At 70.0% G+C, this 26,604-nt stretch carries 23 protein-coding genes; 3 read left to right on the top strand and 20 right to left on the bottom strand.

The window, feature by feature from the left end:
- Positions 1-55: 55 nt before the first annotated feature.
- The 5 genes from rpsD to JIX56_RS38275 form a co-directional block, all read right to left on the bottom strand.
- Positions 56-670: a 30S ribosomal protein S4 gene (rpsD, locus tag JIX56_RS38295; protein ID WP_005485453.1), complete on the bottom strand. Its 615-nt coding sequence runs from the start codon at positions 668-670 to the stop codon at positions 56-58.
- Positions 671-969: 299 nt separating this feature from the next.
- Positions 970-2,325 (bottom strand): replication-associated recombination protein A, encoded by a 1,356-nt coding sequence (locus JIX56_RS38290; RefSeq protein WP_257547589.1) that lies wholly within the window; start codon positions 2,323-2,325, stop codon positions 970-972.
- A gap of 83 nt (positions 2,326-2,408) precedes the next feature.
- Positions 2,409-3,047: a vitamin K epoxide reductase family protein gene (locus JIX56_RS38285; protein WP_257547587.1), complete on the bottom strand. Its 639-nt coding sequence runs from the start codon at positions 3,045-3,047 to the stop codon at positions 2,409-2,411.
- 137 nt (positions 3,048-3,184) lie between these two features.
- Positions 3,185-4,447, bottom strand: coding sequence for a histidine--tRNA ligase (gene hisS / locus JIX56_RS38280; RefSeq protein ID WP_257547585.1), 1,263 nt, complete (start codon positions 4,445-4,447; stop codon positions 3,185-3,187).
- Positions 4,448-4,460: 13 nt separating this feature from the next.
- Positions 4,461-5,171, bottom strand: a complete 711-nt coding sequence (locus tag JIX56_RS38275; protein WP_257547583.1) for an MBL fold metallo-hydrolase — start codon at positions 5,169-5,171, stop codon at positions 4,461-4,463.
- Positions 5,172-5,338: 167 nt separating this feature from the next.
- Here JIX56_RS38275 and JIX56_RS38270 point away from each other — a divergent pair, with 167 nt between their 5' ends.
- Together JIX56_RS38270 and JIX56_RS38265 are read left to right on the top strand one after the other, a co-directional pair.
- Positions 5,339-6,175, top strand: a complete 837-nt coding sequence (locus JIX56_RS38270) for a peptidylprolyl isomerase (RefSeq protein ID WP_257547581.1) — start codon at positions 5,339-5,341, stop codon at positions 6,173-6,175.
- Between the two features lie 136 nt (positions 6,176-6,311).
- The gene (locus tag JIX56_RS38265) at positions 6,312-7,541 is read left to right on the top strand and encodes a DUF349 domain-containing protein (protein WP_257547579.1); all 1,230 of its coding nucleotides are present in this window, start codon (positions 6,312-6,314) and stop codon (positions 7,539-7,541) included.
- A gap of 70 nt (positions 7,542-7,611) precedes the next feature.
- On the opposite strand, the gene JIX56_RS38260 is transcribed toward JIX56_RS38265, so the two are convergent.
- From JIX56_RS38260 to pgsA, 15 genes are all read right to left on the bottom strand, one after another.
- Complete coding sequence (locus JIX56_RS38260; protein WP_257547577.1) at positions 7,612-10,161, bottom strand: RelA/SpoT family protein; 2,550 nt, start codon at positions 10,159-10,161, stop codon at positions 7,612-7,614.
- Positions 10,162-10,519: 358 nt separating this feature from the next.
- Positions 10,520-11,059: an adenine phosphoribosyltransferase gene (locus JIX56_RS38255; RefSeq protein ID WP_257547575.1), complete on the bottom strand. Its 540-nt coding sequence runs from the start codon at positions 11,057-11,059 to the stop codon at positions 10,520-10,522.
- Positions 11,056-12,150: a protein translocase subunit SecF gene (gene secF / locus JIX56_RS38250; RefSeq protein WP_257547573.1), complete on the bottom strand. Its 1,095-nt coding sequence runs from the start codon at positions 12,148-12,150 to the stop codon at positions 11,056-11,058. The genes JIX56_RS38255 and secF overlap by 4 nt, the downstream gene beginning before the upstream one ends.
- A gap of 1 nt (position 12,151) precedes the next feature.
- Positions 12,152-13,930, bottom strand: coding sequence for a protein translocase subunit SecD (gene secD / locus JIX56_RS38245; RefSeq protein ID WP_257547571.1), 1,779 nt, complete (start codon positions 13,928-13,930; stop codon positions 12,152-12,154).
- 133 nt (positions 13,931-14,063) lie between these two features.
- Positions 14,064-14,588, bottom strand: coding sequence for a preprotein translocase subunit YajC (yajC, locus tag JIX56_RS38240; protein ID WP_257547569.1), 525 nt, complete (start codon positions 14,586-14,588; stop codon positions 14,064-14,066).
- Between the two features lie 174 nt (positions 14,589-14,762).
- Positions 14,763-15,833, bottom strand: a complete 1,071-nt coding sequence (gene ruvB, locus JIX56_RS38235) for a Holliday junction branch migration DNA helicase RuvB (RefSeq protein WP_257547567.1) — start codon at positions 15,831-15,833, stop codon at positions 14,763-14,765.
- A 220-nt stretch (positions 15,834-16,053) separates the two neighbouring features.
- Positions 16,054-16,659: a Holliday junction branch migration protein RuvA gene (gene ruvA, locus JIX56_RS38230; protein WP_257547566.1), complete on the bottom strand. Its 606-nt coding sequence runs from the start codon at positions 16,657-16,659 to the stop codon at positions 16,054-16,056.
- On the bottom strand, positions 16,656-17,285 hold the full coding sequence (gene ruvC / locus JIX56_RS38225; protein ID WP_257547564.1) for a crossover junction endodeoxyribonuclease RuvC: 630 nt from the start codon (positions 17,283-17,285) through the stop codon (positions 16,656-16,658). Before ruvC ends, ruvA begins: the two co-directional genes overlap by 4 nt.
- 144 nt (positions 17,286-17,429) lie before the next feature.
- Positions 17,430-18,182, bottom strand: coding sequence for a YebC/PmpR family DNA-binding transcriptional regulator (locus tag JIX56_RS38220; RefSeq protein WP_257547562.1), 753 nt, complete (start codon positions 18,180-18,182; stop codon positions 17,430-17,432).
- A 49-nt stretch (positions 18,183-18,231) separates the two neighbouring features.
- The gene (gene pdxT / locus JIX56_RS38215; RefSeq protein WP_257547560.1) at positions 18,232-18,840 is read right to left on the bottom strand and encodes a pyridoxal 5'-phosphate synthase glutaminase subunit PdxT; all 609 of its coding nucleotides are present in this window, start codon (positions 18,838-18,840) and stop codon (positions 18,232-18,234) included.
- A gap of 6 nt (positions 18,841-18,846) precedes the next feature.
- Positions 18,847-19,764, bottom strand: coding sequence for a pyridoxal 5'-phosphate synthase lyase subunit PdxS (gene pdxS, locus JIX56_RS38210; RefSeq protein WP_306819904.1), 918 nt, complete (start codon positions 19,762-19,764; stop codon positions 18,847-18,849).
- Between the two features lie 364 nt (positions 19,765-20,128).
- On the bottom strand, positions 20,129-20,671 hold the full coding sequence (locus JIX56_RS38205; protein ID WP_257547529.1) for a hypothetical protein: 543 nt from the start codon (positions 20,669-20,671) through the stop codon (positions 20,129-20,131).
- Between the two features lie 536 nt (positions 20,672-21,207).
- Positions 21,208-22,368 carry a glycosyltransferase family 4 protein gene (locus JIX56_RS38200; RefSeq protein WP_257547527.1) on the bottom strand — a complete coding sequence of 387 codons (1,161 nt, stop codon included), beginning with the start codon at positions 22,366-22,368 and terminating at the stop codon, positions 21,208-21,210.
- Positions 22,365-23,342 carry a phosphatidylinositol mannoside acyltransferase gene (locus JIX56_RS38195; RefSeq protein ID WP_257547525.1) on the bottom strand — a complete coding sequence of 326 codons (978 nt, stop codon included), beginning with the start codon at positions 23,340-23,342 and terminating at the stop codon, positions 22,365-22,367. The genes JIX56_RS38200 and JIX56_RS38195 overlap by 4 nt, the downstream gene beginning before the upstream one ends.
- Positions 23,339-24,085: a phosphatidylinositol phosphate synthase gene (pgsA, locus tag JIX56_RS38190; RefSeq protein ID WP_257551348.1), complete on the bottom strand. Its 747-nt coding sequence runs from the start codon at positions 24,083-24,085 to the stop codon at positions 23,339-23,341. Before pgsA ends, JIX56_RS38195 begins: the two co-directional genes overlap by 4 nt.
- Before the next feature lie 262 nt (positions 24,086-24,347).
- Between pgsA and JIX56_RS38185 the strand changes: the two genes are divergently transcribed.
- Positions 24,348-26,546, top strand: coding sequence for an elongation factor G-like protein EF-G2 (locus JIX56_RS38185; protein WP_257547524.1), 2,199 nt, complete (start codon positions 24,348-24,350; stop codon positions 26,544-26,546).
- The last annotated feature ends 58 nt before the right edge of the window (positions 26,547-26,604 follow it).

Raw genomic sequence — 26,604 nt, 5'->3', positions numbered from 1 at the left:
GCGGGGAGACGACGGGCTGACGCGCGGTTGAGTGACTACGTCCGTCGAAGACGGATCAGCGGGCGTAGTACTCGACGACGAGCTGCTCGTCGCAGATGACCGGGACTTCTTTGCGGTTGGGCTCGCGGTCCAGGCGGAACGCCAGGGCCTTGAGGTTCACCTGCAGGTAGCGCGGGGTCTCACCGTCGGCGGCGAAGCCACCCTCGCGGGCGACCTCGAACAGCGGCTTCTGGCGGCTGCGCTCACGGACCATGACGACGTCGTCCGGCTTGACGCGGAAGGACGGCTTGTCGACCTTGTGGCCGTTGACCTCGATGTGGCCGTGGACGACCATCTGGCGGGCCTGGTAGATCGTGCGGGCGATGCCCGAACGCAGGACCAGCGCGTCGAGACGACGCTCGAGCTCGATGATCAGGGCCTCACCGGTCTTGCCCTGGACCTTGGAGGCACGCTCGTAGGCGCGGACGAGCTGGCGCTCGGACACGTCGTACTGCGCGCGCAGACGCTGCTTCTCGAGCAGACGGACCTTGTAGTCCGAGTTCTGCTTGCGGCCGCGGCCGTGCTCGCCCGGCGGGTAGGGGCGGGCCTCGAAGTACTTGACGGCCTTCGGGGTCAGCGCGATGCCGAGGGCACGCGACTTCTTGACCTTGGGGCGGGACTGGTTCGCCACTTCTTTTCCTTTTCTTATCGGCTGCCTCAGGGTTACGGGAGGTCGCATCCGCAGCCGGGGATTCCCGTCTCGTCCACGAGGGACTTGTCGGGCAGCCGTTCCCCTGGTCTGGGCACATACGTGCAGCACACGAACGGCCCACCGACCGGTCCCGGAACTCCGGGTGGTGGTGGGCGGCCCGCGACACCTACGACGGTGCGCGACGCTCCTGGATCAAAAGATCCGGCTGGATGTCCCGCCTGAGGCGCCGACCGGAGCCGGACACGGGACGCAGCACTGTGAACGAGTCTACAGGGGGTTCAGGACTGCTTCCGACCGAGGCGCTTCCTGGTCCACTCCACCGCGTCGGCGTACCGGGCCTCGGCTCCGTGCCTGGTCGGGGTGTAGTACTCCCGCTCCTTGATCGCGTCCGGAGCGTACTGCTGGGCGGCGATTCCCTCGGGCAGGTCGTGCGGGTACACATACCCCTGGGCGTGCCCGAGCTTGGCCGCGCCCTTGTAGTGCCCGTCCCGCAGATGCGGCGGCACGGGACCGGCCAGGCCCTTGCGTACGTCCTCCATGGCAGCGCCGATCGCCATCGTCGCGGCGTTCGACTTCGGGGCCAGGGCGAGGGCGATGGTGGCGTGGCTGAGGGTGAGCGCGGCCTCGGGGAAGCCGATCATGGCGACGGCCTGGGCGGCCGCGACGGCTATCGGCAGCGCGTTCGGGTCGGCGAGGCCGATGTCCTCGCTGGCGGAGATCATCAGGCGGCGGGCGATGAACCGGGGGTCCTCGCCGGCCTCGATCATCCGGGCCAGGTAGTGCAGTGCGGCGTCGACGTCGGAGCCGCGGATGGACTTGATGAGGGCGCTGGCCACGTCGTAGTGCTGGTCGCCGTCGCGGTCGTACTTCACGGCGGCGCGGTCGACGGTCTCCTCCAGGGTCTGGAGCCCGATCTCCTGCTCCCCCTTGTCGAGGGCCGCCCCTGCCGCGGCCTCCAGCGCGGTCAGGGCGCGGCGGGCGTCGCCGCCGGCGATCCGCAGGAGGTGGGCCTCGGTGTCCTCGGGGAGGGTGACGGCGTCCTTCAGGCCACGCTCGTCGGTCAGCGCGCGCTTGAGGAGGCCGCGCAGGTCGTCGTCGGTGAGCGGTTCGAGGGTGAGGAGCAGGGAGCGGGAGAGCAGGGGGGAGATCACCGAGAAGTACGGGTTCTCCGTCGTCGCCGCGATCAGGGTGACCCAGCGGTTCTCGACGGCGGGGAGCAGGGAGTCCTGCTGGGCCTTGCTGAAGCGGTGGATCTCGTCGAGGAAGAGGACGGTCTCCTTGCCGTAGCCGCCGGTGGCGCGGCGGGCGCCCTCGATGACCGCGCGGACCTCCTTGACGCCGGCGGTGATCGCGGAGAGCTCCACGAAACGCTTGTTGGTGGCCTTGGAGACGACGTACGCCAGGGTGGTCTTGCCCGTGCCGGGCGGGCCCCAGAGGATCACCGAGGAGGGGCCGGCCGGGCCGCCGCCGGACTCGCCGACCAGTCTGCGCAGGGGTGAGCCGGGCTTCAGCAGATGCTGCTGGCCCACGACCTCCTCGAGGGTGCGCGGACGCATCCGTACGGCCAGGGGGCTGGCGGCAGGGTCCTTCTCCTGGCGTTCTTCTGCGGCGGCGGTGAACAGATCGGGCTCCACGCTGAAAACCCTATGTCACGCCACTGACAGTCCGGCCGGGCCGTCGGCCGGCGCTGTGGACCACCGACGACCGGCCCGGCCCGTCAGCTGGTCCAGAAGTCCCACCAGCGGGTCAGGATCAGCATGCCGATGACGCCGATGTGCATCACGGGCAGGACCCAGGTGAACTCGCCGAAGAAGCCCTTCAGCCAACCTGGCGCGGGCAGGAAGCCGCCCCGGATGTTGAAGGACGTGACGTACCAGAACATCAGGATCGTGGCGGCCCAGGCCAGGCAGCACCACAGGCAGAGCGAGTTGATGTTGTACAGCGACTGGTACTGCAGCCAGGTGACGAAGCCGACGCCGAAGAGGGTGCCCGCGTTGAAGGTGAGCCAGTACCAGCGCGGGAAGGTCGCCCGGCCGAGCAGGCTCATGCCGACGCAGATGACGATGCCGTACGCGACGAGGCCGAGCATCGGGTTGGGGAACCCGAAGGCGGAGGCCTGGTCGCTCTTCATGATGTTGCCGCAGGAGACGACCGGGTTGAGGCTGCACCCGGGGGTGAAGTTGGGGTCTTCGAGCAGTTTGAACTTGTCGAGCGTGATGACCCAGGAGGCGAGCAGGCCGGCCGCGCCAGTGATCAGCAGCAGGATCGCGAAGGCGCGGCCGCCGCCCACCGTGCGTGGGGTCTCGGTGTGTTCCCGCTCCGTGGAGGAGACGTCCTTGACTGTCGTCTTGCTCATCACGTCGTTTCCATGGTTTCGAAGGGGCCTCTGGGGCACGGTCATTGTGCCGTACACACTCGCGCGTCAACCGTTCACTGGACATAAAAGTCGCCCCTACCGCCCGTAAGAGGCGATAGGGGCGACAACGGCTTGACTCAGCCCAGCCGAGCCTCCAGCTCGGCCACGATCTCGTTCACGCCGATGGCGCTCTGCTCGCCGGACTCCATGTCCTTGAGCTGGACGACGCCCTCGGCGAGGTCGCGCTCCCCGGCGACGATCGTGTACCGCGCCCCGCTCCGGTTGGCGTTCTTCATCGCGCCCTTCAGGCCCTTCCCGCCGTACGCGAAGTCGGCCGCGATGCCCACCTTGCGCAGCTCGGTGACCTTGGCGAAGAGGAGGCGGCGGGCCTCCTCGCCGAGCGGGACGGCGAACACGCTGGTGGCGGCGGGCAGTTCGAGCTCGATGCCCTCCGCCTCCAGGGCCAGGACGGTGCGGTCGACGCCGAGGGCCCAGCCGACCGACGGCAGCGCGGGGCCGCCGATCATCTCGGAGAGGCCGTCGTAGCGGCCGCCGCCGCCCACCGCGGACTGGGAGCCGAGACCGTCGTGGACGAACTCGAAGGTCGTACGCGTGTAGTAGTCCAGGCCGCGCACCAGCTTCGGGTCGTCCTCGAAGGAGACGCCCGCCGCCGTGATCAGCTCGCGCACCTCCTCGTGGTACGCCTTGCACGCGTCGCACAGGTAGTCGCGCAGGAGTGGGGCGTCCCCGAGCTGCTTCTGGACCGACTCGCGCTTGTCGTCGAGGACCCGGAGCGGGTTGATCTCCGCGCGGCGCAGCGTGTCCTCGTCCAGCTCCAGGCCGCGCAGGAACTCCTGCAGGGCGGCCCGGTAGACGGGACGGCACTCCTTGTCGCCCAGGCTGTTCAGCAGGATGCGGAAGTCGCGCAGGCCCAGCGAGCGGTACGCCTGGTCCGCCAGGATGATCAACTCGGCGTCCAGGGCCGGATCCTCGGCACCGATGGCCTCGGCGCCTACCTGGGAGAAGTGCCTGTAGCGGCCCTTCTGGGGGCGCTCGTAGCGGTAGTACGAGCCCGAGTACCAGAGCTTGACCGGGAGGTTGCCCGCCTTGTGCAGGTTGCCCTCCAGGGCGGCGCGCAGGACGGAGGCGGTGCCTTCGGGGCGAAGGGCCAGCCTGTCGCCGCCCTTGGTCTCGAAGGCGTACATCTCCTTGGTCACGATGTCGGTGGACTCACCTACACCGCGCGCGAACAGCTCGACGCTCTCGAAGCCGGGCGTCTCGATGTAGCCGTAGCCGGAGTTGCGCAGCGGCGCGGCGATGGCCTCGCGGACGGCCAGGAACTTGGCGCTGTCCGGGGGCAGCAGGTCGTACGTGCCCTTGGGGGCCTGAAAGGTGCTCACGGAAGGTCTCTCGTCACATTCCTCGTCGGGGAGCGTCGGAAGCTCCCTGGCCGCCGGCGGCCACCTGCCGCAGATACGGGTTGGTGGCGCGCTCCTGGCCGATGGTCGTCTGGGGGCCGTGGCCGGACAGCACCACGGTCGAGTCGTCGAGCGGCAGGCACACGCGGGCCAGCGAGTCGAGCATCTCGGCCATGTCACCGCCGGGCAGGTCGGTGCGTCCGATGGAGCCGGCGAAGAGCAGATCCCCGGAGAAGAACACGGAGGGGATCTCCGTGTTCTCGGGCATCCGGAAGGTCACCGACCCCTTGGTATGTCCGGGCGCGTGCGCGACGGACAGCTCCAGACCGGCCAGCTTCAGCTCGGCGCCGTCGGTCAGCTCCTTGACGTCGTCCGGCTCCCCCACGGTCAGCTCGCCCATGAGCGGCATGCCGATGGAACGGCCGAGCGCCTTCTCGGGGTCGCTCATCATGTACCGGTCCTGGGGGTGGATCCACGCCGGTACGTCGTGCGCGCCGCACACCGGGACGACCGAGGCCACGTGGTCGAGGTGGCCGTGGGTGAGGACGACGGCGACGGGCTTGAGCCGATGCTTCTTCAGCGTCTCCTCGACTCCCTGGGTGGCCTGGTGGCCCGGGTCGATGATCACGCACTCCTCACCGGCGGCGGGGGCGACCAGATAACAGTTGGTCCCCCAGGCCCCGGCGGGGAACCCGGCAATGAGCACGATCGTCCTTCTTGTGTCGTACGAGGGTGGGTTGCTGTGGATCAGAGCCTACCGGCGCTGCCGTTTCCTCAGCGAACCCATATACGGTACGGGTCACACGCAAACAGTCGACTCAACGGACGCGCGACGCACCCGTCGACGTACGAGACGCATGAGGAGAGAACCCCGTGGTCAGCCAGGATCAGCGGCGGCGTCAGCTCGCCCGGGAGAAGTTCTTGCGGCAGCAGCAGCGGCGCACGTCCGCGCGGCGCCAGGCACGAGTCCGCAACGCCGTGATCGCTTCGGTGCTCGGCGTGATCCTGGTGGGCAGTGTGGCGCTGTACACGACCGACGTCCTCAAGGGCGACGACAAGAAGGACAACGCGAGCGCGGAGGTGACTCCGAGTGCCTCGCCCAGCAAGGCGCCGGACCCGTGCGAGAAGGCGGCCGCGGGCAAGGTCAAGGAGCTCACCTTCAAGAAGGAGCCCGCGATCACCATCGACAAGACCGCGAAGTACACGATGGATCTGCAGACGACCTGCGGTTCCATCCCCATAACGATGGACGCGGCGAAGGCCCCGCACACCGTCAACTCGTTCGACTTCCTGGTGAACCAGGGCTACTTGGACCACACCAAGTGCCACCGGCTCACCACGCAGGGCATCTACGTGCTGCAGTGCGGTGACCCGCAGGGCACCGGCATGGGCGGTCCCGGCTACACGATCCCGGACGAGAACCTGAAGGACTCCCGTCTGAAGGGCGATGTGTACCCGGCGGGCACGGTGGCGATGGCCAACCAGTTCAACGCGCAGACGGGCGAGGGCAAGAACAGCGGCGGCAGCCAGTTCTTCCTCGTCTTCCAGGACAGCCCGCTGCCGGCCAACTACACGCCGTTCGGCACGATCTCCGAGGCGGGCATGAAGGTTCTGACGAAGATCGCCAAGGCCGGTGAGAACACGGGAATGGGTGATGGGACGCCCAATGCGACCGTGGTGATCAACAAGGCGACTGTCAAGAAGTCCTGACCACCGGCAGTGAAATTTCGGTCGCGCGGGATGCGGACAGGCAACCCGCCGGTCGCCTATGTTGGCCGTGACGAAACTGTGGACGATGCCCGGGGGAGCTTCAGGCCCCCCGCAGGCATCATGTGGAGGAGGCGCTGTGAGCAGCGACCCGTGGGGCCGCGTCGACGAGACGGGGACCGTGTACGTGCGTACGGCCGACGGCGAGCAGGTCGTCGGTTCCTGGCAGGCCGGCTCCCCTGAGGAGGCGCTGGCCTACTTCGAGCGCAAGTACGAAGGCCTGGTTGTCGAGATCGGCCTCCTCGAGAAGCGCGTGAAGACCACCGACCTGTCGGCGAAGGACGCGAAGGCCGCGATCGACCACATTCGGGAGCAGGTGGACGCGCACCACGCGGTCGGTGACCTGGACGCGCTGAAGGTACGGCTGGACAAGCTCGTCGAGACCGTCGAGGCACGCCGCGAGGAGCGCAAGCAGCAGCGGGCGAAGCAGTCCGACGAGGCTCGGCACGCCAAGGAGGCCCTGGTCACCGAGGCGGAGGAGCTGGCCCAGTCCGATCAGTGGCGGGCCGCCGGTGAGCGGCTGCGCGCGCTGGTGGACACCTGGAAGGGTCTGCCGCGGCTGGACCGCAAGTCCGACGACGAGCTCTGGCACCGCTTCTCGCACGCCCGCTCGGCGTTCTCCAAGCGTCGCAAGGCCCACTTCGCGCAGCTCGACGCGCAGCGTGAGGACGCCCGCAAGACCAAGGAGAAGCTGGTCGCGGAGGCCGAGGCGCTGTCGAACTCGACCGACTGGGGTCCCACGGCGGCGCGCTACCGCGAGCTGATGGCCGACTGGAAGGCCGCGGGCCGCGCCCAGCGCGAGCACGAGGACGACCTGTGGAACCGCTTCCGCGGCGCCCAGGACGTCTTCTTCGCCGCCCGCAGCTCCGTGTTCGCCGAGCGCGACGCGGAGCAGGCCGAGAACCTCAAGCTCAAGGAGGAGCTGGCGGGGGAGGCGGAGAAGATCCTGCCGGTCACGGACCTGAAGCAGGCCCGCGCCGCCCTCCGCTCGCTCAACGAGCGCTGGGAGGCCATCGGCCATGTGCCGCGTGACGCCCGCCCGAAGGTCGAGGGCCGGATGCACGCGGTCGAGCGGGCCATCCAGGAGGCCGAGGAAGCGGAGTGGCGCCGCACCAACCCGGAGGCCCGCGCCCGCGCGGCCGGTCTCACGGGGCAGCTCCAGGCCGCCGTGGACAAGCTGACGAGCCAGATCGAGGCCGCCCGCGCCCAGGGCAACAACGCCAAGGCCGACAAGCTCCAGAAGGAGCTGGACGGCCGCCAGGCCCTGCTGGACCAGGCACTGAAGGGTCTGCAGGAGTTCGGCGGCTGACGCTTCCTGTGCACGACTGAGAGGGGTGCCCGTACGGTTCGTACGGGCACCCCTCTCGTGTGTGTCGTGCCTACGGCCTGCGCGCCGACGTCACCCGGTACACGTCGTACACGCCCTCCACACCCCGTACGGCCTTCAGGACGTGGCCGAGGTGCTTCGGGTCGCCCATCTCGAAGGTGAAGCGGGAGGTGGCGACGCGGTCGCGGGAGGTCTGGACGGCCGCCGAGAGGATGTTGACGTGCTGGTCGGACAGGACGCGGGTGACGTCCGACAGCAGCCGGGAGCGGTCCAGGGCCTCGACCTGTATCGCGACGAGGAAGACCGAGGACTGGGTGGGTGCCCACTCGACCTCGAGGATGCGCTCGGGCTCGCGGGACAGCGACTCGACGTTGACGCAGTCGTTGCGGTGAACCGATACGCCACTGCCGCGGGTGACGAAGCCGATGATGGGGTCGCCGGGGACGGGCGTACAGCAGCGGGCGAGCTTGACCCAGACGTCCTCGACGCCCTTGACGACGACACCGGGGTCGTTGCTGCCGCGCCGCTTGCGGCTGCGGCCGCGGCTGGGCGGTACGGACTCGTCGATCTCCTCGGTGGCCGCCTCCTCGCCGCCGAGGGCCTGGACGAGCTTCTGCACCACGCTCTGCGCGGAGACATGGCCCTCGCCTATGGCCGCGTACAGCGCGGAGATGTCCGGATAGCGCATCTCGTGGGCGAGGGTGACCAGGGAGTCGCCGGTGAGGATGCGCTGGATCGGCAGGTTCTGCTTGCGCATCGCGCGGACGATGGCGTCCTTGCCCTGCTCGATGGCCTCGTCGCGGCGCTCCTTGGAGAACCAGGCGCGGATCTTGTTGCGGGCCCGGGGGGACTTCACGAAGCCGAGCCAGTCGCGGGAGGGGCCCGCGCCGGCCGCCTTGGAGGTGAAGACCTCCACCAGGTCGCCGTTGTCGAGGGTGGATTCGAGCGGTACGAGGCGGCCGTTGACCCGGGCGCCTATGGTGCGGTGGCCGACCTCGGTGTGGACCGCGTACGCGAAGTCGACGGGGGTCGCGCTGGCCGGCAGCGCTATCACGTCGCCCTTCGGCGTGAAGACGAAGACCTCGTTGCGGGACAGGTCGAAGCGCAGGGACTCCAGGAACTCGCCGGGGTCCTCGGTCTCCTTCTGCCAGTCCAGCAGCTGCCGCAGCCAGGCCATGTCGTTGAGGTGGTCGTCCTTGCCGGTGGTCCTCGGCTGGTCCGAACGCACCTTGGAGGCGCCGGCGACGGCCTCCTGCTTGTACTTCCAGTGCGCGGCGATGCCGTACTCGGCGCGGCGGTGCATGTCGAACGTCCGGATCTGGAGTTCGACCGGCTTGCCGTTGGGCCCGATGACCGTCGTGTGCAGCGACTGGTACATGTTGAACTTGGGCATCGCGATGTAGTCCTTGAACCGCCCCGGAACCGGGTTCCAGCGGGCGTGGACGGTGCCCAGGGCCGCGTAGCAGTCGCGGACGGTGTCCACCAGGACGCGGATGCCGACCAGGTCGTAGATCTCCGCGAAGTCACGGCCGCGGACGATCATCTTCTGGTAGACGCTGTAGTAGTGCTTCGGGCGGCCGGTGACGGTCGCCTTGATGCGGGCGGCGCGCAGGTCCTGCTGGACCTCGTCGGTCACTATGGCCAGATACTCGTCACGCTTCGGTGCCCGCTCGGCCACCAGCCGGACGATCTCGTCGTACATCTTGGGGTAGAGAATCGCGAAGGCGAGGTCCTCCAGCTCCCACTTGATGGTGTTCATGCCCAGGCGGTGGGCGAGCGGCGCGTAGATCTCCAGGGTCTCGCGCGCCTTCTTCTCCTGCTTCTCGCGCTTGAGGTAGCGCATGGTGCGCATGTTGTGCAGGCGGTCGGCGAGCTTGATGACCAGGACGCGCGGGTCCTTGGCCATGGCGACGACCATCTTGCGCACGGTCTCGGCCTGGGCGGCCTCACCGAACTTGACCTTGTCCAGCTTGGTGACGCCGTCGACGAGGAGGGCGACGGAGTCGCCGAAGTCGCGGCGGAGCTGGTCCAGGCCGTACTCGGTGTCCTCGACCGTGTCGTGCAGCAGGCCCGCCATCAGCGTGGCCGGATCCATACCCAGCTCGGCGAGGATCGTGGTGACGGCGAGGGGATGCGTGATGTACGGGTCGCCGCTCTTGCGCTTCTGGCCTCGGTGCCAGCGCTCGGCGACCTGGTAGGCCTTCTCGATCTGGCGGAGCGTCGACGTCTCGATCTTCGGGTCGTTGCCGCGGACGGCCCGCAGCAGCGGCTCGAGGACCGGGTTGTACGGGTTGGAGCGCTGCACGCCGAGACGGGCGAGCCGGGCGCGTACGCGGTTGGAGGAGCCGGAGCGGGCGGGCTGGCCCGTGGCGGCGGGGCGGGGCGGGGGCGCCGGGGTGGGCTCGGGCGCGGGGCGCTCGGCGGGGGCGGGCTTGGGGCGCGACGGCCCGGCGGCCTTGTCGGCGGGCGCGGACTGGGCGTGCTCGACCGGGCCCTGCGCGGACGACGGGTTCGCCTCCGTCGCGTTCTGCGCGGGCTTGGCCGCGGGGCCCGAGGCGGACTCGGGCTTGGCGGCGGTCAGGTGCTGGGCCTCGTCTGCCAAGAGGGCTCCTCGTGCGCGATCCGGGTCCCCCGGTCAGGCTCCGGAGACCCCATGGTAGCGATCCCGCGCCCCAGGATCGCCTTCAGGCCACTGTGAGGGCGGTCTACCTGTGGAACACGTGGTGCGCGCGGCGGATTCCGGGGGGCCGCGTCGGGGTGGTGCGGTGGTGGGTTCAGTGCGGGTCGTATGTGGTTGCTCGCGCAGTTTCCCGGGCCCTTTGGGGCGCGCCCTGCGGAGCGCGCGACATGCGGTGCGGGGAATGCGGCGCGGGGAATGCGGTGCGGGGAATGCGGTGCGCAAAGCGGCGGGCGCCCCGGGAAGGTTCCCGGGGCGCCCGCCGTGTGTCTTGTGCTGTGGGTCAGACGGTGATCAGGGCCTCCAGCGGGGCCCCGGCCAGCGCGGCGTCCAGGCGCTGACGGCCCGCCAGGAAGGACAGCTCCATCAGAACCGCGACGCCCGCGACCTGCGCGCCCGCGCGGCGGATCAGCTGGAGGGAGGCCTCGGCGGTGCCGCCGGTGGCGAGGACGTCGTCGATGACCATGACACGGTCGCCCGCGACCAGGTCCTCGGCGTGCACCTCGATCTCGGCGGAGCCGTACTCCAGGTCGTACGCCTGGCTGAGCGTGGCTCCGGGGAGCTTGCCCGCCTTGCGTACGGGGATGAAGCCGACGCCCGCCCGGACGGCGGCCGGGGCGCCCAGGATGAAGCCCCGGGCCTCCAGGCCGACGATCTTGGTGGCGCCGTGCCGCACGGTCAGCTCCGCCAGCGCGTCCGTCAGCGCGGTGAACGCCGCCGGGTCGGCCAGCAGCGGCGTGATGTCCTTGAACATCACGCCCGGCTCCGGATAGTCCGCGACATCGCGGATACGGCTGAGCAGCAGCTCCTTGATACCGGTCATCGCCGCTTCCCACCCCGGCCGCGGCTGCGGCTGCCGGCCTGGGCGCGCGGCCCGACCACCGCGGGGGTGGCGTCCACCGGCTCGTCGTCGTACGGACCGTCGGCGGCCGGCTCCACGTCGTGGTCGGCCTGGGCCCGCTTGGCGAGCACGCGCTTCCTGAGAGCCTTCAGCTGCGGCTCGCGCTCCTTGAGGTCGGCGACGAGCGGCGTGGCGATGAAGATCGAGGAGTACGCACCGGCCGCGAGGCCGACGAACAGCGACAGCGAGATGTCGTTGAGCATGCCCGCGCCGAGGACACCGCCACCGATGAACAGCAGGCCGGCCACCGGCAGCAGCGCGACCACCGTCGTGTTGATCGACCGCACCAGGGTGCTGTTGATCGAACGGTTGGCGATCTCGGCGTATGTCCAGCGGTTCTGCTTGGTGATGTCCTTCGTCTGCTCCTTGAGGCTGTCGAAGACGACGACCGTGTCGTAGAGCGAATAACCGAGGATGGTCAACAGACCGATCACCGTGCCCGGCGTCACCTCGAAGCCGACGAGGGCGTAGATCCCGATCGTGATGGTGATGTCGTGGATCAGGGCGACGAACGCGGCGATGGCCATGCGCAACTCGAACGCGATCGCCAGATAGATCACCACGAGGATCAGGAAGACCGCGAGGCCCTGCCAGGCCTTGGTGGCGATCTGCTCACCCCAACTGGGGCCGACCAGGTCGGCGTTGATCGTGTCCGCGTCGACCTTGAGGTCCTTGGCGAGGTCCTGCTTGATCTCGTCGGACTTGGCCGTGTCCACACCGGAGATCTGGATGCGCAGGGTGTCGTTGCCGAGCTTCTGGACGATCGCGTCGTGGCCGGAGGCCTCCTCCGCGTACGTCTCGGCCTGGGTCACCGAGACGCTCGTCCGCTCCGTGGTGAAGACGGCACCGCCCTGGAACTCGATACCCATGCTCAGGCCGCGCACCGCCAGGCCGACGATGGCCGTGATGGTGATGAGGATCGAGACGCCGTACCAGATCTTGCGGTTGCCGACGAAGTCGTAACCGACCTCGCCGCGGTGGAGTCGGGCTCCGAGGTCACCGAGCTTCGACATCTCAGGCCTCCTTCGGGTCGGCGGGGACGACGGGACGGCGGGTGCGGCGCAGCGGCGGCCGGGCACCCAGCCGCTTCGGGTCGAGACCGGACCAGCTGTGGCCGCTCCCGAAGAACTTCGTGCGGGCCAGCAGCGTCAGCAGCGGCTTCGTGAAGAGGAAGACGACCACGACGTCGAGCACGGTCGTCAGACCGAGCGTGAACGCGAAGCCCTGGACCTTGCCGACGGTGACGATGAAGAGCACCGCGGCGGAGAGGAACGACACGAAGTCGGAGACCAGGATGGTGCGCCGGGCTCGCGGCCAGGCCCGCTCGACGGCGGGGCGCAGCGTACGGCCTTCGCGGATCTCGTCCCGAACTCGTTCGAAGTACACGATGAACGAGTCCGCCGTGATACCGATCGCGACGATCGCTCCGCAGACCGCCGGGAGGTTCAGCGCGAAGTTGATCGTCGGGCCGAGCAGCGCCATGATCACGTAGGTCAGGGCCGCCGAGACCAGCAGCGAGGCGATGGCGATCAGCGACAGGCCGCGGTAGTAGACGATCAGGTAGATCATGACCAGGGCCAGACCGATCGCACCGGCGATCAGACCGGCCTGCAGCTGGTCGCCGCCGAGCGCGGGGCTGACGGTGGTGACGCTGGACTCCTTGAAGGTCAGCGGGAGCGCGCCGTACGACAGCATGTTGGCGAGGTTCTGGGCCTCCTCCTGCGTGAAGCTGCCGGAGATCTCCGCCTTGCCGCCGGTGACCGCCGCGCGGACGTAGGGGTGGGAGACGACCTCGTCGTCGAGGACGATCGCGAACTCGTTCTGCGGGGAGGTCTGGGACGCCAGCTGGCCGGTGATGTCGGCGAACTTCTTCTCGCCGCTGGAGTCGAAGTCCATGACGACCTGCCAGCCGGTGCCGTTCTGCGTGTCGAGCAGCGCCTGGGCCTTCTCGACCTCGGTGCCGTCGACCCCGACCGGGCCGAGCACGAACTTGCTCCAGCTGCCGTTGTCCTGGCCGCAGGCCACGACGACGTCGGTGGTCTTGCCCTTGCCGGCCTCGGCGCGCTGCTTGGGGTCGTTGCAGTCGAGGGCGGCGAACTTGGCCTGGAGCGCCTGGGTCTCCTCGTCGACGCTCGGGCTCGCCGACGGCGAGGCGCTGTCGGAGGCCTTGGCGGACTCGGAGCTGCTGCCGGAGGGCGTGGGGTCGGCCTTCAGCGCGTCGGTGACCGCACGGCCCTGGGACGTGGCGGAGCTCGACGGGCTGGCGGAGTCACCGGACTCGGGCGAGGTCGCCTCGTCCTTGCCGTCGGAGCTCGACGGGCTCGGCGAGGCGCTGCCACTGGGGCTGGTGCTCGGTGGGGCGCTCGGGGTGTCCGTGGCGCCGGTGCCGACCTGGCTCTGGAGGACCGGGCGGAAGTACAGCTTCGCGGTGGTACCGACCTGTTGCCTGGCCTCTTCGGAATCCGTGCCCTTGGGGATATTGACAATGATGTTCTCATTGCCCTGGGTCTGGACCTCCGCCTCGGACACGCCCAGACCGTTGACACGGCGGTTCATGATCTCGACCGCGGTGTCCATGTTGGTCTTGTTGATCGCGTTGGGCTGGCCGGGCTCGTTGACCGCCGTCAGTGTGATGCTCGTACCACCGGCGAGGTCGATGCCGAGACGCGGAGTGGTGTGTCCGGAGGCAAACATTCCCCCGGTGAGCGCCACAAGGGCGATCAGGATGAGGGCCAGCGCGCGCCCAGGCTTGCTCTGGGTGCTCGCGCTCCGGCCCTTCTTCGGTGCTGCCACCTTCTCGTACTCCCTCTCGGGCCGCCGTGCGCGGGGTCAGCGCGGAGACGGCCATGACTGGTGTCGGGAATCCGGGCGAAAACGGCACGTGCCCGGGGCGCGGGCGGTTCTCGCTCGCACTCCCGGGACGTGACTACTTCGCGTCGGACTCGCCGTCGGTCTTCTTCGGCTCTGCTTCGTCGGCCTTGGCCTCGTCAGCCTTGGCCTCGTCGGCCTTCGCCTCGGCGGTCTCGTCGGTCGCGTCGTCGGACGCGTCCTTCTTGCCGAGGTCGATGGGCTTGTCGTCGGAAGCGGCGGAAGCGTCGTCGGAGGGCTCGTCGGTCTCGGTGAGGGAGGAGGCGTCGTCCGGGACGACGTCGGACTTCAGGTCGTGCTCGATGCCGTGGACGATGCGGTTGTACTCCTCGTCGCTGAGGACGGCACCGATGGAGTTCTTGGCGAACAGCAGCTCGACGCCCGGCCCGGCGTCGAGGAGGACCGTGTCCTCGCTGACCTCCTTGACGGTCGCGTACATGCCCCCGATCGTGCGGACGCCGGAACCGGGCTGCATCTGGTTCCGCATGTCGACGGCCTGCTGCTGCTTCTTCTTGGCCGATCGGGTCATCAGGATCATGGCCCCGATGAGCACGATGAACGGGAGGAGGGTCACGAGACTCACGGGTCGGAACTTCCTTCACACGACCGCGATGGCGAGCGGCCTGATGGTTGGGGGTATGTGTGCCGCCGACAAGGGCGGCATCGGCGGAGTCTAAGCGAGTCCACCACGATGGAACAACGCACAGCATGTCACCGGGGTTCCATGCCGGGCGAGTACCGCGCCGTCACGAGACGGTCACGCCCCGAAGAGGTCCTGTTGTCCGTTTCCGCCGGTCGTGCCGCGTGGCGGGGTGAGGCCGAGATGGGCCCAGGCGGCGGGGGTCGCCACCCGGCCACGGGGGGTTCGGGCGAGCAGGCCCTCGCGGACGAGGAAGGGTTCGGCGACCTCCTCGACGGTCTCGCGCTCCTCCCCCACGGCGACGGCGAGGGTGGAGAGACCGACCGGTCCGCCGCCGAAGAGCTTGAGCAGGGCTTCGAGGACGCCCCGGTCGAGACGGTCGAGGCCGCGGGCGTCCACCTCGTAGACGGCGAGGGCGGCCTCGGCGATGTCGCGCGTGATGATGCCGTCCGCCTTGACCTGCGCGTAGTCCCGTACGCGGCGCAGCAGACGGTTGGCGATACGGGGTGTGCCGCGCGAGCGGCCCGCGATCTCGGCGGCGCCGTCCGCGTTGATCTCCACGTCGAGCAGGTGCGCCGAGCGGTGGATGACGCGCTCCAGCTCGGCCGGCTCGTAGAACTCCATGTGCGCGGTGAAGCCGAAGCGGTCGCGCAGCGGCGGCGGCAGCAGTCCCGCGCGCGTGGTGGCGCCGACCAGGGTGAAGGGCGGCAGTTCGAGGGGGATCGCGGTGGCGCCGGGGCCCTTGCCGACGATGACGTCGACCCGGAAGTCCTCCATCGCCATGTACAGCATCTCCTCGGCGGGCCGGGACATGCGGTGGATCTCGTCGAGGAAGAGGACCTCGCCCTCCTGGAGGGAGGAGAGGATCGCGGCCAGGTCGCCGGCGTGCTGGATGGCCGGGCCGGAGGTGATGCGGATGGGGGCGCCCATCTCGGCCGCGATGATCATCGAGAGGGTGGTCTTGCCGAGGCCCGGCGCACCGGAGAGCAGGACGTGGTCGGCGGTGGCCCCACGCGCGCGTGCCGCCCGCAGCACCAGGTCGAGCTGCTCGCGGACCTTCTCCTGGCCGATGAACTCGTCCAGGTCCTTGGGGCGCAGGGCGGCCTCGACGGCCTGGTCCTCACGGTCGGCGACAGAGCCCACCAGCCGGTCGGGGGCGGTGTCGTCGGTCGTGTCGTCCCAGTTCACTGAAACTCTCCTCGCAGGGGCGTGCCGGGTTCGTCCGGTTCGGCCGGGGGTCCGGCCGGCGGCACGGGGGCCGCTTTCGGGCTCTGCGTCCCCGGACAGACCCGGACGGACAACAGCATCGCGTGTGCCTCGCGGGTCGCGGTCGGATGGAGCTTACGGGGCGTGGGGTCCTACAGCCCCACAGTCGTACGGGTCGCGTACGACGGCCTCGACAGGCCGGTCAGCGGGCTCTGTTGAGGGTCTGGAGGGCGGCCTTGAGCAACTGGCCCACCTGGGGCGTGCCTTGGGCGGCCTCGGCCTGGGGGGCCACGGCCGACACGGCCTCGTCGGCCTCGCGCGTCGCGTACCCGAGGCCGATCAGGGCGGCGTGCAGTTGGTCGCGCCAGCCCTGGGTGACCGGGGCGCCGATCGCGGGGGCGCCGATCGGCTCGCCGAGGCGGTCCCTCAACTCCAGCAGCAGCTTCTGCGCACCCTTCTTGCCGATGCCGGGGACGGCGATCAGCGCCTTCTCGTCACCCGTGGCCACCGCTCGGCGCAAAGCGTCGGGGGTGTGCACGGCGAGCATCGCCTGGGCCAGGCGCGGGCCGACCCCGCTCGCGGTCTGGAGCAGCTCGAAGACCTGGCGCTCGTCGTCGTCCACGAAGCCGTAGAGGGTCAGCGAGTCCTCCCGTACGACGAGGGAGGTGGCGAGCTTGGCCGGCTGACCGAGCCTCAGCGTGGACAGTGTGTTCGGCGTGCACTGCACGGCCATGCCGACCCCACCCACCTCGACCACCGCTGTGTCGGGAGCGAGTGCGGCGACCGTGCCGCTGACGAAGGCGATCATGCCGTACGGCCTTTCAGTGCGTTCGATGCGTTCGATGCACGCGATGGGTTCGATGCCCGTGATGGGTTCGATGCAAGTGATGGGTTCGATGTGCGCGATGTGTTCGGTGCTTTGGTCGCGTGCAGGGCGACGGCCTGCTGGAGGCGGTTCTGCGCGGGGGCCCGCCAGATGTGGCAGATGGCGAGGGCGAGGGCATCGGCGGCGTCCGCCGGTTTCGGGGGCGCGTCGAGCCGGAGCAGGCGGGTGACCATGGCACCGACCTGGGCCTTGTCGGCGCGGCCGCTGCCGGTGACGGCGGCCTTGACCTCGCTGGGGGTGTGCAGGGCGACGGGGATGCCGCGGCGGGCGGCGCAGAGCATGGCGACGGCGCTGGCCTGGGCGGTGCCCATGACCGTCCGTACGTTGTGCTGGCTGAACACCCGCTCCACGGCGACGAATTCGGGGCGGTACTCGTCGAGCCACTGCTCGATGCCCTGCTCGATCACGACGAGGCGGTGCCCCAACTCGGCGTCCGCGGGCGTACGGACGACACCGACGCCGCGCATGGTGAGCGGCCGTCCGGCGACGCCTTCCACCACACCGACACCGCAACGGGTCAGTCCCGGGTCCACCCCCAGTACGCGCACGAGCCCCTCCCATCGATCACCTGTTTGTGCAGGCTATCGGCTGCCACTGACAACGGCCGACAACGCGACGGGCCGACGGGGTGCGTCCCGTCGGCCCGTTGAAGTCCATCGCGATCGAGCCTGTTCGGCTCGGCTCGCGGAGCGCTACGCGTCGACCTTGGCCATGACGTCGTCGCTCACGTCGAAGTTGGCGAAGACGTTCTGCACGTCGTCGCTGTCCTCGAGGGCGTCGATCAGCTTGAAGATCTTCTTGGCGCCCTCCTCGTCCAGCTCGACCTGCATGGTCGGGACGAAGTTGGCGTCGGCCGAGTCGTAGTCGATCCCCGCGTCCTGGAGCGCGGTGCGCACCGCGACCAGGTCGGTGGCCTCGGAGATCACCTCGAAGGACTCGCCCAGGTCGTTGACCTCCTCGGCACCCGCGTCGAGGACGACCTCCAGAACGTCGTCCTCGGACAGCTCGCCCTTGGGGACGATCACGACGCCCTTGCGGTTGAAGAGGTACGAGACGGAGCCCGGGTCGGCCATCGAGCCGCCGTTGCGGGTCATGGCGACGCGGACGTCGGAGGCGGCGCGGTTGCGGTTGTCGGTGAGGCACTCGATGAGCACCGCGACACCGTTCGGACCGTAGCCCTCGTACATGATCGTCTCGTAGTCGGCGCCACCGGCCTCAAGGCCGCCGCCGCGCTTGACCGCGGAGTCGATGTTCTTGTTCGGGACGGACTGCTTCTTCGCCTTCTGGATGGCGTCGTAGAGCGTCGGGTTGCCCTCGATGTCGACCCCGCCCATGCGCGCGGCGACCTCGATGTTCTTGATCAGCTTCGCGAAGAGCTTGCCGCGCTTGGCGTCGATCACGGCCTTCTTGTGCTTCGTCGTAGCCCATTTAGAGTGGCCGGACATCTGCCTGTCTCCTTCGCGTAACCCATCTCTGCAACGAACCCCAGAGATCCTACAAGGACTCCGCCGCCCGGTTCGCGCGCACCATCTCGACGAACAGCGCGTGCAGTCGGTGGTCGCCGGTCAGCTCCGGATGGAACGACGTGGCGAGGGCGTTGCCCTGGCGCACGGCGACGATGTGACCCTCGTGCTCGGCCAGCACCTCTGTCTCGGCGCCGACGGACTCGACCCAGGGGGCGCGGATGAAGACGCCCTCCACAGGATCGCCCGCCACGCCCTTGACGTCCACCGAGGCTTCGAAGGACTCGTTCTGGCGGCCGAAGGCGTTGCGGCGCACGATCATGTCGATGCCGCCGATGGTCTCCTGGCCCGAGCGCGGGTCGAGGATCTTGTCGGCGAGCATGATCAGGCCGGCGCAGGTGCCGTAGACGGGCATGCCGTCGCGCACGCGCGCGCGTAGGGGGTCCATCACGCCGAAGAGGACGGCCAGCTTGGAAATGGTGGTGGACTCGCCGCCGGGGATGACGAGGCCGTCCACCTCGGCGATTTCCTCGGGGCGCCGCACCGGCCTGGCCACGGCGTCGGCCGCGGCCAGGGCGATGAGGTGCTCCCGTACGTCGCCCTGGAGGGCCAGGACGCCTATGACGGGGGTGTGGCTCATGGGTGCTTACCAGCCCCGGTTCGCGTAGCGCTCGGCCTCGGGGAGGGTGTCGCAGTTGATGCCGACCATGGCCTCGCCCAGGTTGCGGGAGGCGTCCGCGATGATCTTCGGGTCGTCGTAGAAGGTGGTGGCCTTCACGATGGCGGCGGCGCGCTTGGCCGGGTCGCCGGACTTGAAGATGCCGGAGCCGACGAAGACGCCCTCGGCGCCGAGCTGGCGCATCAGCGCGGCGTCGGCCGGGGTGGCCACGCCGCCGGCGGAGAAGAGGACCACCGGGAGCTTGCCCAGCTCGGAGACCTCCTTGACCAGCTCGTACGGGGCGCGCAGCTCCTTGGCGGCGGCGTACAGCTCGTTGTTGTCGAAGCCGCGCAGCCTGGCGATCTCGTTCTTGATCTGGCGCAGGTGACGGACCGCCTCGACGACGTTGCCGGTGCCGGCCTCGCCCTTGGAGCGGATCATGGCGGCGCCCTCGGCTATGCGGCGCAGGGCCTCGCCGAGGTTGGTGGCGCCGCAGACGAAGGGGGTGGTGAAGGCCCACTTGTCGGAGTGGTTGACCTCGTCGGCCGGGGTGAGGACCTCGGACTCGTCGATGTAGTCGACGCCGAGGGACTGCAGGACCTGGGCCTCGACGAAGTGGCCGATGCGGGACTTGGCCATGACCGGGATCGAGACGGCCTCGATGATGCCCTCGATCATGTCGGGGTCGGACATACGGGCCACGCCGCCGTCCTTGCGGATGTCGGCCGGGACCCGCTCCAGGGCCATGACCGCGACCGCGCCCGCGTCCTCGGCGATCTTCGCCTGCTCCGGGGTGACGACGTCCATGATCACACCGCCCTTGAGCTGCTCGGCCATGCCGCGCTTCACGCGGGCGGTGCCGGTCTCGGGGGTCTGGGTGGTGGAGTTGGAGAGCGTGCTGGACACGGGTTTGACCTCGCTCGGGGAAGCTCGGGGAAGAGGGTTTCTGCAATCACCGAGGAAACGTGAGGGGAGCAGGCCACTGCAAGGGCCAATGGGGAGGCGGTGGATCGTTTTCGCCCCCGCCGCCCCTACCCGTCCCATCCCCGGGGGCTGCTGCCCCTTACGCCCCGCGCGCGGGAGAGCTCGGGGGGGGGTCGCTTGTTTGGCGGGTGCGGGTGGTGTGTGGTTGCTCGCGCAGTTCCCCGCGCCCCTGAAAAGCAGGGGCTGCGCCCCGTGCTTTTCGGCCCGCAGGGCCGTGTCTTTCAGGGGCGCGGGGAACTGCGCGACCAGCCCCCACCCACCGGCAGCCCACCGGCAGCCGAAAAACTCACTGCGCCCGGTCCGCCAGGGCGGTCGGGGGCTCGTCGTCCATCTCGAAGGCCATCGGGAAGGGCGCGTGGCCGGCGAGGCGGAACCAGCGGACCTTGCGATGGCGGCGGAGGGCGCGGGCGGCCCGTACCGCGTCGTTGTGGAAGCGGCGGGCCATGGGCACCCGGCGTACGGCCTGCGCCAGCTCGTTCGCGGCGTCCTCACCACCCGGCGCCTCCCGCACCGCCTCCACCTGCTGCGTCTCGCCGAACACGGCCCGCAACGCCTGGCTCAGATCGCTCTCCGCGACCTCGCGCTGCTCCTCCTCGGCCTGCCTGGCCGCGTGCGCCGCCTCGTAGAGGACGATCGAGGCGGCCGGGTCCAGTACCCCGGAGGTGGCCAGTTCCTGGGCGACCGAGGCACGGCGCAGCAACTGCGCGTCGAGCGCGGCGCGGGCGGCGTCGATGCGCGCGTGCAGCCGGTCGAGGCGTCCCGCGGTCCAGCTCAGGTAGAGACCGATCGCGAAGAGGACGACCGCGATCCAGATCAGTGTCGAAGTCACGGGCCGCAAGGCTACCCGTGCCCGACACGGCCTCCCGACGCACCCGAAACGACGACCGTCGGCTCCACCGCGCCGAACCCGACGACCTCCGGCGCGGAAACACCGGCGGCTCATCAGCGAAAACCGGCAGACCTCTCGGCCCAAGGCAACGGCCCGTCAAGCCCGAACGACAGACCCGGCAGCCCGAATTCCACGGCCCATCAGCCCGAAACGCCCGGCCCGGCAGCCCAAGCCGTTGCCCCACCGGTCCCAGGCCACAGCCCCACCCATCAGGAACCGCCACCCGGTCGATCCCAGGCCACAGCCCCACTCATCCTCAGCCGCCACCCCACCAGTCCCAGGCCACGGCCCCACCCATCAGGAACCGCCACCCGGTCATTCCCAGGCCACGACCCACTCATCCCCGACCGCCACCACAGCGAGCCCAAGCCGCGGCCCGCCCGTCCCGTCCCGAGCCCCCAGCCCAAGCCGCGGCCCGCCCGTCCCGTCCCCAGCCGCCCAGCCCGAGCCGCCCAGCCGAATCCCGAGCCGCCCCGTCAATCCCGGGCCAACCCCAACCGTGCCCGCAACCCGGCCCGTTCGTCCGCCGCTACTGATGCCGCGCCTTCCGTGACCGTCTCGTAGACGCCGAGGATGTCGGCGCCGACCGTCGACCAGTCGAAGCGGCGGACGTGGGCGCTGCCGCGTTCGCGGAGTTCGGTGCGGCGGGCGGGGTCGCCGAGGAGGCGTACGGCGGCTGTCGCGAGGGAGTCGGCGTCCTCGTTGGCGAACAGTTCGCCCGCGCCGCCCTGGTCGAGGACCTGGGCGAAGGCGTCGAGGTCGGAGGCGAGGACGGGGGCGCCGGCGGACATGGCCTCGACGAGGATGATGCCGAAGCTCTCGCCCCCGGTGTTGGGGGCGACGTAGACGTCGACGCTGCGCAGGAAGCGGGCCTTGTCCTCGTCGCTGACCATGCCGAGGAACTCGACGCGGGAACGCAGCTCCTTCGGTAGGGTCTCGACGGCCTCCTCCTCGTCCCCGCGCCCGGCGACCAGCAGCCGCGTCCGGGGGCGTTCGGCGAGGATCTTCGGGAGTGCCTTCATCAGCACCGGCAGGCCCTTGCGGGGTTCGTCGATACGGCCGACGAAGCCGAGGGTGTCGCCCTGCCAGTCGGGGTTGGGCTTGGCCCCGGCGAAGAAGTCCACGTCCACGCCGTTAGGGATGACGACCGCGTCGCCGCCCAGGTGTTCGACGAGGGTGCGGCGGGCGTACTCGCTCACCGCGATACGGGCGCTGATCTTCTCCAGCGCGGGCTGGAGGATCGGGTACGCGGCGATCATCGCCCGGGAGCGCGGGTTGGACGTGTGGAAGGTGGCGACGATCGGGCCCTGCGCCGCCCAGCAGGCCAGCAGGCCGAGCGACGGGGAGGCCGGCTCGTGGATGTGGATCACGTCGAACGTGCCGTCGTGGAGCCAGCGCCGTACCCGGGCCGCGGACAGGAAGCCGAAGTTCAGGCGGGCCACCGAGCCGTTGTAGGGCACGGGGACCGCGCGTCCCGCGGAGACGACGTAGGGCGGCAGGGGCGTTTCGTCGTCGGCGGGGGCGAGCACCGACACCTCGTGGCCGAGGCGGATGAGGTGGTCGGCCAGGTCGCGGATGTGGAACTGGACTCCCCCGGGCACGTCCCAGGAGTACGGACAGACGATCCCGATTTTCACGGGCGCCCCTTCTCGGCGTCCTGCTCGGGACTTCGCAGATCGTTTCGGGGATCGTTTCGGAGATCGGCGGGACTCTTCGCGGGGTCGAGGTCCGCGAGCCACAAGCGCTGGAGCATGTGCCAGTCCTCCGGGTGGTCGGCGATGCCGGTGGCGAAGGCGGCTGCCAGCGCCTGTGTCATGACAGACGTCTTCTCGGCGCGCGTACCTGTCCCGGGTACCTCGATGGGGGGATGTACGCGTCCCCGCATGACGGGCGAGTCGTCGTACCAGAGTGTCGCCGGCAGCAGCAGCGCGCCGGTCTGCTGGGCGAGGAGGGCCGGTCCGGCGGGCATGCGCGTCTTCTCCCCGAAGAACTCGACCTCGACGCCGGACGCGGACAGGTCGCGGTCGGCGACCAGGCAGACCAGGCCACCGTCGCGCAGCCGCCGGGCGAGTCTGCCGAACGCGGAGCCGCCGTCGTGCGGCACGACCTCCATGCCGAGGCCCTCGCGGTAGGCGACGAAACGGTCGTACAGCGTCTCGGGCTTGAGGCGTTCGGCAACGGTCGTGAACGGGATCTTCAGCTCGGTGGTGAGCCAGGCGCCGGCGAGGTCCCAGTTGGCCAGGTGCGGCAGTGCGAGGACAACGCCCCTGCCTGAGGCGAGGCCGTCGGTGAGGACGTGGATGTCCCTTATCTCGCAGCCGGCCCTGATGCGTTCCTCGCTCCAGGCGGGGAGGCGGAAGGACTCCATCCAGTACCGCAGGTACGAACGCATGCCCGCGCGGGACAGCTCGGCGAGGCGCTCGGGGCTCGCATCGGGCACCACGCGCGCGTAGTTGGCCTCCAGCCGGCGGACGAGGGTGCCGCGCCGCTTCCAGGTGGCGTCGGCGATCGTCCGGCCGAGGCGGACGGCGACGGGTTCCGGGAGCTTCTTGACGGTGCTCCAGCCGAGGCCGTACAGCCCGTCGGTCAGACGGTCCTGCAGTGCGCTCACGGCGTCGCCTCGCTGTTCCGGGTGGCGTCCGGCGTCTCCTGGGCGACCTCAGCGGCCGCCTCCGCCTCGGCGGACTCCCGGCGGACGGTGACGACGCGCTGGATCAGCGTGACGAGGCTGCCGACGGCGACGATCCACAGGGCGATGGGCAGCAGGACGTCGATGCCGGGCACGCCGAACGCGTGCAGGCCCGAGAGGCCGGCCGCGACCAGCGAGATCACCAGGCGTTCGGCACGCTCCACCAGGCCGTTGACCGCCACCGGCAGTCCGATGGACTCGCCGCGGGCCTTGGTGTACGACACCACCTGGCCGCTCGCCAGACAGAAGATCGAGACGGCGCACAGGGCGATGTCGTCGCCGTTGCCCGCGTACCAGAGGGCGAAGCCGCCGAAGATCGCGCCGTCGGCGACCCGGTCGAGCGTGGAGTCGAGGAAGGCGCCCCAGCGGCTGGAACGGCCCATCTGGCGGGCCATGTTGCCGTCGACGAGGTCGGAGAACACGAACAGCGTGATGACGACCGTGCCCCAGAAGAACTCGCCCCGGGGGTAGAAGACCAGCGCGCCCGCGATCACTCCGGCGGTGCCGAGGAGCGTGACCGTGTCGGGGCTGACGCCCCTGCGGATCAGAAACGCGGCGAACGGTGTGAGGACACGCGTGAAGAATGCACGCGCGTACTTGTTCAGCATGGCCTTCCCGAGGGTCGGTGTCGCCGCGTGGCCCCTGCTGGCCACCGGCTGGCCCATCGTAGCCACGCGCGCGCGTGTGCGACCGTCGGGCACCAGCCTGCCGTGTCCTGGCCCGATGGCGCCGGTGTCACGGCGTGATCACGGAACGTCCCCACCGGGGCCCACCTGGGCAGCGAGGAGCGATCGCGTCCCCCGTATGGACGCGCAGTGACGCGAGTGCAAAGCTCGAAGACACCGCGGGCGTCATCGGAGCCGCCACCGCACGCGGATCCGCATGTCCGCGCCCACAGTGACCTCACCGTGCACGGGAGGCAGGATCATGGGCGACAAGGCGAACGCACATCCCGGAGCCGCCGGCAGGGCTACGGCGGCCGACCACCCCGCGTCCGTACGGAATGTGGTGCTGGTCGGCCACTCCGGTTCGGGCAAGACCACTCTGGTGGAGGCTCTCGCGCTGACGGCGGGAGCGGTGAACCGGGCGGGCCGTGTGGAGGACGGCGGCACCGTCTCCGACTACGACGAGATCGAGCACCGGCAGCAGCGCTCGGTGCAGCTCTCCCTTGTGCCCGTCGAATGGAACGGGTACAAGATCAATCTGCTGGACACCCCCGGATACGCCGACTTCGTCGGGGAACTCAGGGCCGGTCTGCGAGCGGCGGACGCGGCCCTTTTCGTCGTCTCGGCCTCCGACGGCGTCGACGGCTCGACCCGCATGGTGTGGGAGGAGTGCGCGGCGGTCGGCATGCCGCGGGCGATCGTGATCACACACCTGGAGGCCGCGCGGGCGGACTTCGACGAGATGACCAGGGTCTGCGCGGAGACGTTCGGCGGGGACGACCCCGACGCCGTGCTCCCGCTGTATCTGCCGCTGCACGGCCCGCAGGGTCCGGACGGGCACGCGCCCGTGACCGGTCTGACCGGGCTGCTGTCGCAGAAGCTGTACGACTACTCCTCCGGGGAGCGCAAGGAGTCCGAACCGAGCCCCGAGCAGCTCCCCGCGATCGAGGAGGCCCGCAACCGGCTCATCGAGGGGATCATCGCCGAGAGCGAGGACGAGACCCTCATGGACCGCTATCTCGGCGGCGAGGCCATCGACGTCGAGACCCTGATCGACGACCTGGAGCGGGCCGTCGCCCGCGGGGCCTTCCACCCCGTACTGGCCGCCGCCCCCGCGGCCGAGGGCGCCCGGCAGGGCCTCGGCACGGTCGAGCTGCTCGAACTGATCACCGGCGGTTTCCCCACTCCCCTGGAGCGGGACACGCCCTCGGTCACCACACCCGACGGCCGGCCCCGCGAGATCAAGACGGCGTGCGACCCGGAGGGACCGCTGGTCGCCGAGGTCGTGAAGACGGCCAGCGACCCCTACGTGGGCCGCATCTCGCTGGTACGGGTCTTCTCCGGGACCCTGCACCCCGACGAGACGGTGCACGTCTCCGGGCACGGCCTCACCGACCGCGGGCACGAGGACCATGACGTCGACGAGCGGATCGGTGCCCTGTCCGCACCGTTCGGGAAGCAGCAGCGCACGCTCACGCACTGCATCGCCGGCGACCTGGCGTGTGTGGCGAAGCTGAGCCGCGCGGAGACCGGGGACACGCTTTCGGCCAAGGACGACCCGCTGCTCATGGAGCCGTGGGAGATGCCCGACCCGCTGCTGCCGCTCGCCATCCAGGCACACAGCAAGGCCGACGAGGACAAGCTCTCCCAGGGCCTCGCCCGGCTGGTCGCCGAGGACCCGACCATGCGGCTCGAACAGAACCAGGACACCCACCAGGTGGTCCTGTGGTGCCTGGGCGAGGCGCACGCCGACGTGGCGCTGGAGCGGCTGCGCAGCCGGTACGGCGTCCAGGTCGACGTCGTACCGCACAAGGTCTCCCTGCGGGAGACGTTCGCCGACAGGTCGGCCGGGCGGGGTCGGCATGTGAAGCAGTCCGGCGGACACGGGCAGTACGCGATCTGCGAGATCGAGGTGGAGCCGCTGCCCGGCGGCTCGGGCATCGAGTTCGTGGACAAGGTCGTCGGCGGTGCCGTGCCCCGGCAGTTCATCCCGTCCGTCGAGAAGGGTGTGCGGGCGCAGGCCGCCAAGGGCGTCGCGGCCGGCTATCCGCTCATCGACGTACGGGTCACGCTGCGGGACGGCAAGGCGCACTCGGTGGACTCCTCGGACGCCGCGTTCCAGACGGCGGGCGCGCTGGCGCTGCGCGAGGCGGCGGCCGACGCGAAGATCCATCTCCTGGAGCCGGTGGCCGAGGTGTCCGTCCTGGTCGGCGACGGGTACGTGGGCCCCGTGATGAGCGATCTGTCCGGGCGGCGCGGCCGGGTCGTCGGCACCGAGCAGGCGGGCGGCGGACGCACCCTCGTCCGGGCCGAGGTACCGGAGATCGAGATCGACCGGTACGCCGTCGATCTGCGCTCCCTGTCCCACGGCACCGCGCGCTTCGGCCGCCGGTACACACGGCACGAGCCGATGCCCTCCCATGTCGCCGAGAAGGTCCGCGGACAGACGAAGGAGAGCTGAAGGACAGCTGAGGGAGAACTGCCGGTTCGGGATCGACGGAAGGCCCCGGCGACCTGTC

Source organism: Streptomyces sp. CA-210063, from assembly GCF_024612015.1.
In the GTDB taxonomy this organism is placed as follows: Bacteria; Actinomycetota; Actinomycetes; order Streptomycetales; family Streptomycetaceae; genus Streptomyces.
The sequence above is the reverse complement of the archived record's forward strand: the minus strand, read 5'-3'. Positions and strand labels throughout refer to the sequence as shown.

Coding starts and splice junctions, on each gene's coding strand:
- JIX56_RS38285 (WP_257547587.1), bottom strand. CDS start 3,047: ATGAGCAAGACGACAGTCAAGGACGTCTCCTCCACGGAGCGGGAACAC.
- JIX56_RS38255 (WP_257547575.1), bottom strand. CDS start 11,059: ATGACCGGTATCAAGGAGCTGCTGCTCAGCCGTATCCGCGATGTCGCG.
- secF (WP_257547573.1), bottom strand. CDS start 12,150: ATGTCGAAGCTCGGTGACCTCGGAGCCCGACTCCACCGCGGCGAGGTC.
- ruvA (WP_257547566.1), bottom strand. CDS start 16,659: ATGATCGCCTTCGTCAGCGGCACGGTCGCCGCACTCGCTCCCGACACA.
- JIX56_RS38220 (WP_257547562.1), bottom strand. CDS start 18,182: ATGTCCGGCCACTCTAAATGGGCTACGACGAAGCACAAGAAGGCCGTG.
- pdxT (WP_257547560.1), bottom strand. CDS start 18,840: ATGAGCCACACCCCCGTCATAGGCGTCCTGGCCCTCCAGGGCGACGTA.
- pgsA (WP_257551348.1), bottom strand. CDS start 24,085: ATGGGCCAGCCGGTGGCCAGCAGGGGCCACGCGGCGACACCGACCCTC.
- JIX56_RS38185 (WP_257547524.1), top strand. CDS start 24,348: ATGGGCGACAAGGCGAACGCACATCCCGGAGCCGCCGGCAGGGCTACG.